At 57.4% G+C, this 13,897-nt stretch carries 13 protein-coding genes; 4 read left to right on the top strand and 9 right to left on the bottom strand.

Going from position 1 to position 13,897, the window contains the following annotated elements:
* The first annotated feature begins 463 nt into the window (after nt 1–463).
* Genes V6P94_RS08895 through V6P94_RS08885 form a run of 3 tightly spaced genes read left to right on the top strand, consistent with a single transcriptional unit; the run spans nt 464 to nt 4,094 of the window.
* A complete protein-coding gene (locus tag V6P94_RS08895) occupies nt 464–1,891 on the top strand; it encodes a di-heme oxidoredictase family protein (protein ID WP_133075793.1) in 1,428 nt (475 codons plus the stop codon).
* A 26-nt stretch (nt 1,892–1,917) separates the two neighbouring features.
* Complete coding sequence (locus V6P94_RS08890) at nt 1,918–2,982, top strand: imelysin family protein (RefSeq protein ID WP_133075794.1); 1,065 nt, start codon at nt 1,918–1,920, stop codon at nt 2,980–2,982.
* Nucleotides 2,983–2,996: 14 nt separating this feature from the next.
* Entirely contained in the window at nt 2,997–4,094 is a 1,098-nt protein-coding gene (locus V6P94_RS08885) for a DUF1513 domain-containing protein (protein ID WP_326398357.1), read from the top strand.
* 65 nt (nt 4,095–4,159) lie between these two features.
* Here V6P94_RS08885 and V6P94_RS08880 read toward each other — a convergent pair whose 3' ends face one another.
* The 5 genes from V6P94_RS08880 to colR all read right to left on the bottom strand — a co-directional run bounded on the left by V6P94_RS08880 (nt 4,160) and on the right by colR (nt 7,932).
* Entirely contained in the window at nt 4,160–4,381 is a 222-nt protein-coding gene (locus tag V6P94_RS08880; protein WP_133075796.1) for a hypothetical protein, read from the bottom strand.
* Complete coding sequence (locus V6P94_RS08875; RefSeq protein WP_326398358.1) at nt 4,381–5,097, bottom strand: lipopolysaccharide kinase InaA family protein; 717 nt, start codon at nt 5,095–5,097, stop codon at nt 4,381–4,383. The genes V6P94_RS08880 and V6P94_RS08875 overlap by 1 nt, the downstream gene beginning before the upstream one ends.
* Nucleotides 5,098–5,100: 3 nt before the next feature.
* Nucleotides 5,101–5,781, bottom strand: a complete 681-nt coding sequence (locus tag V6P94_RS08870; protein WP_133075798.1) for a class I SAM-dependent methyltransferase — start codon at nt 5,779–5,781, stop codon at nt 5,101–5,103.
* Nucleotides 5,782–5,978: 197 nt separating this feature from the next.
* On the bottom strand, nt 5,979–7,259 hold the full coding sequence (locus tag V6P94_RS08865) for an ATP-binding protein (protein ID WP_133075799.1): 1,281 nt from the start codon (nt 7,257–7,259) through the stop codon (nt 5,979–5,981).
* Complete coding sequence (gene colR, locus V6P94_RS08860; RefSeq protein WP_019827811.1) at nt 7,249–7,932, bottom strand: two-component system response regulator ColR; 684 nt, start codon at nt 7,930–7,932, stop codon at nt 7,249–7,251. Before colR ends, V6P94_RS08865 begins: the two co-directional genes overlap by 11 nt.
* 202 nt (nt 7,933–8,134) lie before the next feature.
* Here colR and V6P94_RS08855 point away from each other — a divergent pair, with 202 nt between their 5' ends.
* Nucleotides 8,135–10,084 (top strand): LTA synthase family protein, encoded by a 1,950-nt coding sequence (locus tag V6P94_RS08855; protein WP_326398359.1) that lies wholly within the window; start codon nt 8,135–8,137, stop codon nt 10,082–10,084.
* A 276-nt stretch (nt 10,085–10,360) separates the two neighbouring features.
* Here V6P94_RS08855 and groL read toward each other — a convergent pair whose 3' ends face one another.
* The 4 genes from groL to V6P94_RS08835 form a co-directional block, all read right to left on the bottom strand.
* Nucleotides 10,361–12,001 carry a chaperonin GroEL gene (gene groL / locus V6P94_RS08850; RefSeq protein WP_095038382.1) on the bottom strand — a complete coding sequence of 547 codons (1,641 nt, stop codon included), beginning with the start codon at nt 11,999–12,001 and terminating at the stop codon, nt 10,361–10,363.
* Nucleotides 12,002–12,050: 49 nt separating this feature from the next.
* Nucleotides 12,051–12,344, bottom strand: a complete 294-nt coding sequence (locus V6P94_RS08845) for a co-chaperone GroES (protein ID WP_019827816.1) — start codon at nt 12,342–12,344, stop codon at nt 12,051–12,053.
* 241 nt (nt 12,345–12,585) lie between these two features.
* On the bottom strand, nt 12,586–13,059 hold the full coding sequence (locus tag V6P94_RS08840) for an FxsA family protein (protein WP_019827818.1): 474 nt from the start codon (nt 13,057–13,059) through the stop codon (nt 12,586–12,588).
* A gap of 71 nt (nt 13,060–13,130) precedes the next feature.
* Nucleotides 13,131–13,856 (bottom strand): HugZ family protein, encoded by a 726-nt coding sequence (locus V6P94_RS08835; protein WP_326398360.1) that lies wholly within the window; start codon nt 13,854–13,856, stop codon nt 13,131–13,133.
* Between the last annotated feature and the right edge of the window lie 41 nt (nt 13,857–13,897).

Genomic DNA, 13,897 nt, shown 5'->3' with positions numbered 1-13,897 from the left:
CTCACCAGCCCCCAATCTTGGCCTACCCTTTGCGGAATCATTAATTCTTGATTACCGCTGGCGGGTGCAGACAATAATCACCATACGGATCTGTCTGACACTTATAAGCAAGTTCCGGACTGTACGCTTTAGGTAATAACTGGCCATTTGCACAACCAGAAATCGCACCCACTATGAACACGACTATAAGTATTTTCATATTTCGTTCCGTTTTTTGGAGAGCATAGTATTCAAAGAAAATACCTTATATCGTTCATCTCTGATTATTCCGTGGGAAATACCTATTGTATTACCATGCCATGTAGGATTTAACCTCCAGACCGCACTGGCTGCCATCGCAAGCAAGCCCATTCCCATGAGCTTGCTTGCCACATATCAATCCAAACGCTAATCCCTCTTATTTCAATTCACCTTCCCTGATAAACTTTGCGCCCTCGATTTAGCTCACTGATCTGGACGTTTGATGCCTTCGTTGCCTCTTCGCCTGTCCCTGCTGCTACTGGCCTTTGGCCTTGGCGGTTGTGATGATGCCCCGCGCTTTACCAAACCCGAGCCCGGCGAAGCCCGCTCCGGCGGGGCTGCTACGGTGCGTAAAACCGATCACAATGCGTTTTCCATGCCCTCGGCCAACCTTTCGCCCACCCGGCGTCTGGATTTCAGCGTCGGCAACAGTTTCTTTCGCAGCCCTTGGGTCATAGCACCGTCCACCACCACCGCACGTGATGGCCTGGGCCCGCTGTTCAATACCAATGGCTGTCAAAACTGCCACATCAAGGATGGCCGCGGCCACCCGCCAGCGCCCGGCGCAAAGAACTCAGTGTCGATGCTGGTTCGGTTATCGATCCCCAACGATCCCGCTTACGCCACGCTCATCGAGCAGGCCGGTATCGTCCCCGAGCCGGTCTATGGCGGTCAGTTGCAGGACATGTCCGTACCCGGCGTAGCTCCCGAGGGCAAGGTACGGGTCGACTACGAACCCGTTACCGTGCGCTTCAAGGACGGCACTGAAGTCGAATTGCGCAAACCCACGCTGCAGATCACCCAGCTGGGTTATGGCCCAATGCACCCCGACACACGCTTTTCGGCTCGCATCGCGCCGCCGATGATAGGCCTGGGGCTGCTCGAAGCCATCCCGAACGAGGCGATCCTGGCCAATGCCGATGAACAGGACAAAAACCGTGACGGCATCGCCGGGCGCCCCAACTGGGTGTGGGATGACGCGCAGCAAAAGACGGTTCTGGGTCGATTTGGCTGGAAAGCGGGCCAACCGAACCTCAATCAACAAAATGTTCACGCCTTTTCTGGTGATATGGGGCTCACGACCTCCTTGAGACCCTTCGATGATTGCACCAAGGCTCAAACCGCCTGTCTCGAAGCGCCCAACGGGAACGGCCCTGATGGCGAACCCGAGGTCAGCGACAACATCCTGCGCCTGGTGGAGTTCTACACCCGTAACCTGGCCGTACCTGCCCGCCGTGATGTCGGCGCGCCCCAGGTGCTGGCCGGTAAAAACCTGTTCTTCCAGGCGGGCTGCGCCTCATGCCACACCCCTGTGTTCACTACATCTGCCAACGCTGCCGAGCCCGAACTGGCCAATCAGGTCATTCGCCCGTACAGCGACTTGCTGCTGCACGACATGGGCCCCGGCCTTGCCGACAACCGCACTGAGTTCGCCGCCACCGGCCGCGACTGGCGCACGCCACCGTTGTGGGGCATTGGCTTGACCCAGGCGGTGAGTGGTCATACTCAGTTTTTGCACGATGGACGTGCTCGCAACCTGATGGAAGCCGTGCTCTGGCATGGCGGCGAAGCCGAACCGGCCAAGCAGCAGGTTTTACGCTTTAATGCCGAGCAGCGCGCTGCGTTGCTGGCGTTCCTGAACTCTCTTTAACGCTTTACAAGATCGGGGACCCCGACATGTTTCGACCCAAGCTGTTGTTCACCAGCCTTGCCGCTATCGCCCTGGCCGCATGCTCGCCACAAGACCCGCAGGCCGTCACCTCCGCAGCCATCGCCAAGCAAGTGATCTTGCCGACGTACAGCCGCTGGGTTGAAGCCGACCGCCAACTGGCCGTCAGCGCACTGGCTTACTGCCAAGGCAAGGAAAACCTGGAGACTGCCAGAGCCGACTTTCTGCATGCGCAAAAAGCCTGGGCCGAGCTGCAGCCTTTACTGATCGGGCCGTTGGCCGAAGGCAATCGTTCGTGGCAGGTACAGTTCTGGCCAGACAAAAAGAATCTGGTCGGCCGTCAGGTTGAGCAACTGGTGATTGCCCAGCCACAGATCGATGCAGCAGCCCTGGCCAAATCCAGCGTTGTGGTGCAAGGCCTGTCGGCTTACGAATACATTCTGTTCGACAGCAATATCAACCTCGCTGACGATTCGCAAAAAGCGCGCTACTGCCCGCTGCTGACCGCCATTGGCGAACGTCAGAAGCAACTGGCCGAAGAAATCCTGGCCAGCTGGAACAGCACCGATGGCATGCTCGCGCAAATGAGCAAGTTCCCTAACCAGCGTTATGCCGACTCCCACGAAGCCATTGCAGATGTGCTGCGTGTACAGGTCACGGCCCTCGATACCCTGAAGAAAAAACTCGGCACCCCAATGGGCCGTCAGAGCAAGGGCATCCCGCAGCCATTCCAGGCTGATGCATGGCGCAGCGAGTCATCGCTCAAAAGCCTGGCCGCCAGCCTATCTGCCGCTCAGAGCGTGTGGGCGGGTGTCGACAACAAAGGGTTGCGCAGCCTGTTGCCTGCCGAGCAAAAACCGTTGGCTGACAAGATCGATGCGGCCTATGCAACCTCGCTCAAGCTGTTCAATGACAACCAGCGCACACTCAATGAGCTGCTGGCAGACGACGCCGGGCGCGCTCAACTGAACGCTATCTATGACAGCCTGAACGTGGTTCATCGCCTGCACGAAGGCGAGCTGGCCAAAGCGCTGGGCATCCAGCTGGGCTTTAACGCCAACGACGGCGATTGATGAAGGAGGGTTCGATGATGCGCAGGCAAGCTCTCAAGCTCGGCGGTTTACTGCTCAGCGCGATCACGCTGGGCGGTTGGTCCCTGTTCAAGCAAAAAGACCGTAGTCCCTTGCTCTTGAGTGCCCGCGACGATGTGGACGGCAATCACTTTGCTGTCGGTTATCACCTGGATGGCACTCAGGTCTTTAGCACGCAGGTAGGCCAGCGCTGCCATGACATCATCAACCACCCGACACTGCCCATTGCGTTGTTTGTAGCACGGCGCCCCGGCACCGAAAGCTACCTGATCAACCTCGCAGACGGGCAGTTGCTGCAAACACTGACCTCCCTGCCCAACCGCCACTTCTATGGCCACGCAGTCATCCACAAAGATGGCGAGTGGCTCTACACCACCGAAAACGACACCACTGACCCGGGCCGTGGCTTGCTGGGGGTCTATCGCTTTGAGGGCGCACGTCTGGTCCACAGTGGCGAAATCCCTACCCACGGCGTGGGTCCGCATCAAGTGTCCTGGATGCCTGACGGTGAAACGCTGGTGGTGGCCAACGGCGGCATTCGCACCGAAGCCGAAAGCCGGGTCGAGATGAACCTGAATGCGATGGAGCCCAGCCTGGTGCTGATGCAACGCGACGGCACCTTGCTCAGCAAGGAAACCCTGAGCCAGCAGATGAACAGCGTGCGCCATTTGGGCATCGCCAGTGACGGCACAATCGTCGCCTGCCAGCAATTCATGGGCGACGCCCATGAGCTTTCCGAATTGTTGGCCATCAAGCGTCCTGGCCAGCCATTTGAGGCCTTTCCGGTGGCCGAGCAGCAACTGCGTGCCATGGGCCATTACACGGCCAGTGTCGCGGTCCACAGTGAATTGCGGCTGGTTGCGCTGACCGCTCCGCGGGGCAATCGATTTTTCGTGTGGGATCTGGACAGCGGTACCTTGCGTCTGGATGCGCCATTGCCGGACTGTGCGGGGGTGGGTGCGGTACAGGATGGATTTGTGGTGACGTCCGGCCAGGGCCGTTGCCGATTCTATGATTGCCGTCAGAGCGATCTGAGCGCCAAGCCATTGGATCTACCGTCCGGGCTGTGGGACAACCATCTGCATGTGATGTAGCAGATGACAAAAATCTGTGTAGCCGCTGCCGAAGGAACGAGGCAGCGGCTACAGGGGTTTTGCCGTTACTTCTTCATCCCTTGGCTCATTCCAAACATGAACAGCAGCAGATCGTGATCGGGCTTTGTCGCTACTGCCACTTTCACTACCCGCGGCAGCGGGCAGTGAGCCCCTGTCGGGGGCCCACTTAACACTTGGGTCACTGGCTGTTCCCATGCGGCCACTGCCACGCCAGCAATGACCAGAGCTCCCAGCAGAAACAAACTTCGTGCTATTTCTCGCTTCATCACCGTAAACCTTTGATGGCGCTGCCAAACACCGTCTTATAAAAGTAGATCAGTCTGTCCCACTCCGTGGCGTTCCACGACGAATGGCGGCGAAGCTGCTTAAGGTCGTGGGAGGCTGCTTTATGAGCAGTCAGTCGTTGCCGGCTTTTTTCAAGGTCCAGCAAAGCCACCTCTACCTGTGGGTTTTCACCCTGCCCTGTCACTCGCACAAACACATGCTTGGCGTACAGGCAGCCATGTTGCCAGCGGCCCAGATGCATGCGCGCAAGGGTCTGGCCAATGGCCTCAAGTACACGATCATGTACCGCCTCCCCCCAACGCTCACGCTCGCCAGCGGCATACCAGTTGTCGATTTCAACAAAGCCGTCCAGAGCGACGGTTACGAGCAATGCTCGCCACTGCTTGTCTTCCCCTTGCCGGGCCCCGCAGTACACCAACTCTGGCACGCCAACCGATAGCCGGTTCATGGCCAGTAACGCATCGCGTTCACGCAATACCGTCGGGCGACCCAACGGATAGCGCCAGCTGCGGTAGGTGTGCCCTACTTGACGTTTTACATAGAGCAAACGCTCGTTGGCATCGTGAATGCGTTGTACACCACTCTCGCCACCGCGACGCTGGTTGGGCTCTTCAACCCATTCGCCTTTTTGATTCCAGTAAAACTCAAATCGGTCTTCAGTCGCAGAGGGGGATTGCTGTACAAAATCAACGGTCATGAATTATCTCTTTCTTAGTACGTAAACCCGCCACATCGCGTAAAGCGGAATAAAGTCCAAATGATCCTGAATGACGAAACCAGCCTTTTTAAACTCAGACTCCACTGTAACAGCTGGTAACACGAAGCGGTTTTGGTAACCCTCCTGCCCTTGTTCCACAGCGCGCTCACGCTCAAGACGCTTGCGTTTCCAGGCCTTGAAATTGCCGTCCACCCAGAGCGAAATGATCAAACTGTCCCGGCTGACACGATGAAGCTCGCGCAGTAGAGCCATCCGGTGACTTGCATCACCAATATGGTGCAGCAGACGCATGCAAAAAATACTGTCAACGGAGTTGTCCGGCATATCTATTTCAAATGCAGACGTCTGCAAGCGCCGTACCCGTTTCACCACCTCGGCCGGTTGCGCCAGTGCCGCGACCTCCAGCATGGAGGCCGAGTTGTCGGCACCAATGATTTCCCGGTTAGGCATTTGCGCCAGCAACGGCCAGAAACGCCCGGCGCCACAGGGCAAATCCAGGACAACCCGAGGTTCACCGGCCAGGTGAAGAGCGCGGCGGGCCAGTTGCTCATCGCGCTTGTGCGAGAGACGGCGAGCCAGACCATCCTGGTGCTTGATCAGGTATTCGGCCGCGTGCTGCTGGTCATACTTTTCTGAGAACTTGAGTTTGATGATGGGATTCATGACGGTGCTCCTGAAGCATATAGGCGCTACCTTATTCAGGAGAACGTAAGCGTCAGGTCATCATCAGGTGAAAATTCCGTCTATGCGTCCCACACAAATGTTGCAGGGTTTTACATCGCGCAAATACTGGCGCGGGGCCATATACGAATCAACCATGACGTAAAGCGGCCTGCAGAACGCAGGCCGCGGGAAGGACTTCAGGCGTCGGGCGGGCCGAGCTCGACGCGAAAACGGCAGCCGTTTGGCTCCATTGTGGTGAGGGTCACGCGCCAGCCCTGGCTATCGCAGATTCGCTGCACCAGCGACAACCCCAGACCCAGCCCTTCGCCACGTTTTTCACTACCGCGCACAAAGGGTTGAAACATGGCCTGGCGTTTTTCTTCCGGGATACCAACGCCGCTGTCTTCCACCACAAACCCGCTGGGCTCCAGGGTCAACCGGATAAAGCCCTTATCGGTGTAGTGCAACGCATTGCGCAGCAAGTTGCCCATCACCGCGTGCAGGAAGGTCGCGTTATAGCGCGTATCCAGCGGATTGCCGGGTTCGTAAATCAATTCAAGGCCTTTGGCCTCGATGGGCTCTCGCCACAGGCTGATCAGGCCTTCGGCCACGGTGGTGAGCGTTACCGTGGGCGACATGCTGGCATCTTCATGTTGCGCGCGGGCCAACATCAGGAAGGTCTGCACCAGTTCACGCATTTCTTCGCAAGCACGGGATATGCGCTCGACCTGTGAGCGACTGCGCTGATCCAGCGACGGGCTTTCCAGCAGAAGTTCGCAGGAGCTGGCCAGTACCATCAGCGGGGTGCGCAATTCGTGGCTTACGTCACTGGTAAACAGACGTTCGCGGGTCAGGGTGTCGCGCAGGCGACCCAGGGTAGCGTCGAACGCCACGGCCAGCTCGCCCACTTCATCAGCGGCATAGTCCGGGGCCAGGGGCGGGGCCAGCCCCAGCAGTTGATCTCGATGGCGAACCTGACGCGCCAGACGCACCACCGGCGCCATTACGCGACGTGCAAGCGTCCAGCCCAGGAAGACGGCCAATGCCAGGGCCAGGACAAAACCGACCACCACCACAGCAAACAGCACGCGCTCACGCTCTTCAAAATCGCTCTGGTCTTGCAGCAGGACATAACGCCGGCCATCGACCACTTCAACCATCGCGTGATACGACAGCTGATCGCGAAATACCTCATGGAATCCCGGGTCCAGATGGCGCAGGTCCTTGGGCAAAGCAAAATCGCCACGCCCGCCACTGAAATAAAACAGCTGACTCGGTTTAGGCCTGTGGTTCCACTCTGCGCCGTTGTCCATCAGCAACAGGCGCTGCAAATCACCGCCCAGACCGGCCGATATGAGTTTTTCTTCAACCAGATGCACGGTGGCAATAATGCCCACCGCAAATGTCCCTGCCACCAGGGCGCTCATCAAGGCAAAGGCAATGATGATCCGCTGGGAAAGGCTTTGCTTAAACTCCATCGCGAAGCTCGGCGAGGCGGTAGCCAACACCATGCACGGTTTGCAACAGAGGCTTGTCGAAAGGCTTGTCGATCACCTGGCGCAATTGATGCACATGGCTGCGCAGGCTGTCGCTGTCTGGGCAGTCGTCGCCCCAAAGGGCCTCTTCCAGAACTTCGCGGCGCAGCACGTGAGGGCTTTTTTGCATCAATACCGCGAGCAGTTTGAGACCCACCGGGTTGAGCTTGAGCAAACGCCCTTCACGGGTCACTTCGAGGGTATCGAGGTCGTAACGCAGCTCCGCGACCTGCAACTCCCGTCGACCTCCGCCTTGGGCGCGACGCAATACCGCCTCGATCCGCGCTGCCAGTTCGGACAGGGCAAACGGCTTGAGCAGGTAGTCATCGGCACCGGACTTGAAGCCTTGCAGGCGGTCGTCCAATTGGTCGCGGGCAGTCAGCATGATCACCGGCGTATCGCGACGAGCGTCTTCACGCAGGCGCTTGCACAGGGTATAGCCGTCGATACCCGGCAACATGATGTCGAGCACAATCAGGTCGTAGTGCTCAGTGGCCGCCAGGTGCAAACCTGACAATCCATCCTGGGCGCAGTCAACGGTATAGCCCTTGAGCCCCAGATAGTCCGCCAGGTTGGCGAGGATATCGCGGTTGTCTTCAACCAATAGAATTCGCATGGGTATTCTCTCCGTTCACAGTTACGGCCGTCTTGGCCCGCGCAGCTTAAGGCCAAGAACCGCGCAGGGCCAGCACCGCAGGGCGCACAGACAATTTAGTTGTCGCATCTGCAAAAATGACATTTTTTTTACTATCGGTTCACAAACTCAATACAGTGGCGCCCGCACACTCCCGCACCCTCGCGTTTAAGGAAAAACAACAATGCGTCTGCTGCACACTGCGCCAATGCGCTACCTCCTTCTGTTGACTGGCTGCTGGCTGGCGACTTTTCTAATTACCCGAGGCGTTCTGCTGGTCACCCACCTGGGAGAGGCTGGTAACAACTGGCTTCCGGTGTTTGGCATTGGCTTGCTTTATGACCTCGGCTTTCTGGCCTATGCCGCCCTGCCTCTGGGCCTGTACCTGCTGTTATGCCCGCCCGGCCTGTGGCGTCGTCGAGGCCATCAGTGGTTTCTGCAAGGCCTGCTGACCGTCAGTCTGTTTGCCATATTGTTCACGGCCGTCGCCGAGTGGCTGTTTTGGGATGAGTTCGGCGTGCGCTTCAACTTTATCGCCGTGGACTATCTGGTCTATTCCGATGAAGTGCTGAACAACGTACTGGAGTCCTACCCCATTGGCATACTGCTCAGTGCCATTGCCCTGACTGCCATTGTGTTGAGCCTTGTTCTGCGCAAACCGTTCAACGCGGCCATGAATGCTCCGCTGCCAACCTTTGGCTCTCGCATCGCTGCCTTCGCCAGTCTGTTGCTGGTAGCTGGCCTGAGCCTGCAACTGCTCGATCAGGACGGCCCACGGGGTCAGGGTGGCAATGCCTATCAGCATGAACTGGCAAGCAATGGCCCGTATCAGTTCTTCGCCGCGTTCCGTAACAACGAGCTGGATTACCAGCAGTTTTATGCCAGCTTGCCGACCGACGTGGTGGCCCAACAATTGCGCAAAGAGTTGACGGAGCCCAACGCTACGTTTGTTGGCCAGGACCCGCTGGATATCCGTCGCAATATCGACAATCCGGGCACTGCGCGTCAGCCCAACATTGTGTTGGTGACGATCGAAAGCTTCAGCGCCAAATACCTGGGCAGCAACGGCGATGGTCGCAACCTGACGCCAAATCTGGATCAACTGCGCAAGGAAAGCCTGTACTTCAATAACTTCTATGCCACCGGCACCCGCACCGACCGCGGCCTGGAAGCCATCACCCTGGCCATTCCGCCGACGCCGGGGCGCTCCATCGTCAAGCGCATCGGCCGTGAAAGCGGTTTTGCCAGCCTGGGCCAGCAGCTTAAAGGTGTGGGTTACGACAGCGTGTTCGTCTATGGCGGACGCGGTTACTTTGACAACATGAACGCCTTTTTCAGTGGCAACGGTTACCGCGTGGTTGACCAAAGCAGCGTGAATGAAGCCGATATCCACTTCAAGAACGCGTGGGGCATGGCCGATGAAGACCTGTACCGCGAAACCCTGAAGCTGGCCGATGCAGACTATGCGCAACAAAAACCCTTTTTGCTGCAACTGATGACCACCTCGAACCATCGCCCCTACACCTACCCGGAAGGCCGGATCGACATCAAGTCGGGTAATGGTCGCGACGGCGCAGTGAAGTACACCGACTACGCCATCGGCCAATTCCTGGACGCAGCGCGCAAAAAGCCCTGGTTCGATAACACGATCTTTGTGTTCGTGGCCGATCACACGGCAGGCAGTGCGGGCAAGGAAGACTTGCCGATCACCAACTATCAGATCCCGCTGTTTATCTATGCGCCCAAACTGATCGAAGCGCGGGAAAACGCGCAACTGGCCAGCCAGATCGATCTTGCCCCAACCTTGCTCGGCTTGCTGAACCTGGACTACCAGTCGACTTTCTTCGGTCGCAACCTGCTCCAGGACAATCCGTTGCCACCACGGGTGGTAGTGGGCAACTACCAGCACCTGGGTTTGTTTGACGGTAAAGACCTGGCCATTCTCAGCCCGCGTCAGGGCCTGCGTCGCCACGACGAAGCGTTGACCACCAGTGTTGAGTCCCGCGTACCGGCGACCGATCCGTTGATTGAACGGGCGATTGCCTACTATCAGGGCGCCAGCCACGGCTATAAACAGCAATTGTTGGGCTGGAAGCCAACGCAGGGAATCCCGGAGCAGCTTTCCCAGCGGTAAACCATCGCTTTTGCGGGAGCGGGCTTGAGGCGACGCGCAGTGTCAGTCAACCTGCGGCTGATACCATCGCAGGCAAGCCAGCTCCCACTGGTTTGGGGGTAAACCCAAGACTGGATGCTGACAGGATCTGTCGTGGGAGCGGGCTTGCTCGCGATGGCGAACGACGCACAGTATCAGACGTGTACTTTTCTCAATACCTGCCAGATAACGACCAGCCACAAAAAAGCCCCGCCTGATGACTCAGGCGGGGCTTTTGCGTAACGGGGTAAGGCTGGCTTACATCATGCCGCCCATACCACCCATGCCGCCCATGTCTGGCATGCCGCCAGCTGGTTTGTCTTCCTGGATCTCAGCGATCATCGCCTCAGTGGTGATCATCAGGCTGGCAATCGACGAAGCCGCTTGCAGAGCCGAACGAGTCACTTTAGCCGGGTCAAGGATACCCATTTCAATCATGTCGCCGTATTCGCCAGTGGCTGCGTTGTAACCGTAGTTACCCGAACCCTGCTTAACTTTGTCGACAACTACGCTTGGCTCGTCACCGGAGTTGGCAACGATCTGGCGCAGAGGTGCTTCAACAGCACGACGCAGCAGTGCGATACCAACGTTCTGATCAGCGTTGTCGCCTTTCAGATCAGCGATTGCCTGCAGAGCGCGAACCAGTGCCACGCCACCGCCAGGTACCACGCCTTCTTCAACGGCTGCACGGGTTGCGTGCAGGGCGTCTTCAACGCGGGCTTTCTTCTCTTTCATTTCTACTTCAGAGCCAGCGCCAACCTTGATCACTGCTACGCCGCCAGACAGCTTGGCCAGACGCTCTTGCAGTTTTTCACGGTCGTAGTCCGAAGTGGTATCAGCCACTTGAGCACGGATCTGAGTCACACGAGCCTGGATGTCAGCTTCAACGCCAGCACCGTCGATAACGGTGGTGTTTTCTTTGGTTACGGTAACGCGCTTGGCATTACCCAGGTGTTCCAGGGTAGCGCTTTCCAGGCTCAGACCGATCTCTTCGGAGATAACGGTACCGCCAGTCAGAACAGCGATGTCCTGCAGCATTGCCTTACGACGATCACCAAAGCCAGGTGCTTTAACAGCAACGACTTTCACGATACCGCGCATGTTGTTCACAACCAGAGTCGCCAGGGCTTCGCCTTCAACGTCTTCGGATACGATCAGCAGTGGGCGACCGGCTTTGGCAACAGCTTCCAGAACTGGCAGCAGTTCACGGATGTTGGAGATCTTTTTGTCGACCAGAAGGATCAGCGGACCGTCGAGCTCGGCAGTCATGGTTTCTGGTTTGTTGACGAAGTACGGGGACAGGTAGCCACGGTCAAACTGCATGCCTTCAACAACAGACAGTTCGTTTTCCAGGCCCGAGCCTTCTTCAACAGTGATCACGCCTTCTTTACCGACTTTTTCCATGGCTTCGGCAATGATGTCGCCGATGGAGCTGTCGGAGTTGGCAGAGATGGTACCTACCTGAGCGATCGCCTTGCTGTCAGCGCATGGCTTGGCCAGGGATTTCAGCTCTTTGACAATGGCGATGGTCGCTTTGTCGATACCGCGCTTCAGGTCCATCGGGTTCATGCCGGCAGCGACGGCTTTCAGGCCTTCGTTGACGATCGATTGAGCCAGAACGGTTGCAGTGGTAGTACCGTCACCAGCGTCATCGTTGGCACGGGAGGCAACGTCTTTAACCAGCTGCGCGCCCATGTTTTCGAAGCGATCTTTCAGCTCGATTTCTTTGGCAACGGAAACGCCGTCCTTGGTGATGGTCGGAGCGCCGAAGCTCTTCTCGATGATCACGTTACGGCCTTTAGGGCCCAGGGTCGCTTTTACTGCGTCAGCCAGGACGTTTACACCGGCCAGCATTTTTTTACGGGCGGAGTCGCCGAATTTAACTTCTTTAGCAGCCATGTTCGTTCTTCCTTAAATACTTTGTAGTAACGGGAAAAGGAGCGGGAGATCAGCCTTCGATTACAGCGAGAATTTCGTTCTCAGCCATAACCAGCAGGTCTTCGCCGTCGACTTTCACAGTGTTGCTGCCGGAGTAAGGGCCGAACACAACCTTGTCACCCACTTTCACGGCCAGCGCACGTACTTCACCGTTGTCCAGAACGCGGCCAGTACCGACAGCGAGGATTTCACCGCTGTTGGCTTTTTCGGCAGCAGAACCCGGCAGAACGATACCGCCAGCGGTTTTCTTTTCTTCTTCGCTGCGACGGATTACGACGCGGTCATGCAGAGGACGAAGCTTCATTGTCGATCTCTCCTAATTGTGGTGTTCATCGGCCGGTGTCAATACCGGCGGGGTTTGCAAATCCGGAAATGCCGGGTGCTATTCGCTGAAGGGATGTGCTGTTGCCAGTAAAACCCTGCGGTGTCCGTTACATAAGGGCGCATCCACTTATTACAAGGGCACGCCCATGAATTTTTTAACCTTGTGCCTGACCGAAAAACAAACACGGCACCCAAGGTGCCGTGTTGATAACGCAAAAGCCTTATTTGTCGCGGTGCTCGAACTCGCCTTCGATCACATTCGGCTCACGCCCCAAAGGCTGCTGGGATCGAGGGCGAGCTGCAGCCTCGAAGTCATCGGCAAACGCACGCTGGCGAATGGCTTGTTCTTCTGCACGCTTGCGCAGACGGTTGACCAGGAAACGACGAACCGGCGGGAACAGCAACAACAGACCGGCCGCATCGCTGATAAAGCCCGGTAGCACCAGAAGGCCGCCACCCAGGGCCAGCATCAGACCTTCAAGCATTTGCTGAGCAGGCAGCTCGCCGCGATTGAGGCTTTCGCGCGCTCTGAGCGCAGTGGCCAGACCTGCAACGCGAACCACCAGAACACCCAGCATGGAGCCGGCAATGATCAGCAGCAACGCAGGGAAAAACCCGATAGCGGTGCTGACCTTGAAAAAGACGTACAGCTCTAGCACTGGAAATAACAGAAAGAGCAATAGAAAAGCGCGCATCAAATGATTCCTCTCCGGAAGAATATCTTCCAACCAAACCTAGATGACGGCGCGCCTGTGAAAATTCAAGGTCAGGTCGTCTGTTTTTTCGGCCATTCACTAGCACGCGCCAATAAAACCAACGCTTCGCGCACCTGTGTCGAAGTATTGCAAGGCTCGGGAAAGCCCAACCAATGCAGGCCTTCACCGATACGCAAATGCATGCCTTCGCTGTCGATACCCACCAGCGTAGCTGGCGTTGTTAGCGGTAGACCGGTCAATTTGACGTAATGCTCGATGGCGTTGGCGTGGTCGGCGTTCATGTGCTCCACCATGCGCACCTCGACCTGCCCGGCAAAGGGGTTGGCCAGCGTGACTTGATCCAGCCAGTGAATAGCCCCGAAACCACCTATATAACGGTGCCTGACCGGGTTAAGCACCCAAAAGTCGAAATCATGGGCCGTGTCATAGCCCCTGGCCTCAGGGAAATAGCGGTAGTAGCGCTCAGCTGCGGCGGCAATCGCTGCAGCCTCGGTCAACTGCTCGGCTTCGGCCAGATACGTCAGGCGCCCAACGGCCTGGATATCTTCAGCCCCCCGCTCGCCTACCATCAGCGAGCACTTGGGGTCCTTGCGCAGGTTATGGGTGTGCTGGGCAATACGGCTGATCAAAATCAACGGGCGCCCCTGCTCATCCAGGCAATAAGGCACCACGGAACCAAAGGGAAAACCCGGCATGGCCTTGGACTGGGTCGACAGGGCTCCGCGGTATTCCTTGAGCAGTAATTCTCGGGCATGCTTGGCAGCTTCAACGCTCAACTTATGACTCCTTAATAAAAAATCCGTCGATAACGGTCGAG

This window comes from Pseudomonas sp. ML2-2023-3 (assembly GCF_037055275.1).
Classification (GTDB): domain Bacteria; phylum Pseudomonadota; class Gammaproteobacteria; order Pseudomonadales; family Pseudomonadaceae; genus Aquipseudomonas.
Note: the sequence above shows the minus strand (reverse complement) of the source record. Positions and strands in the feature narration are given on the sequence as shown.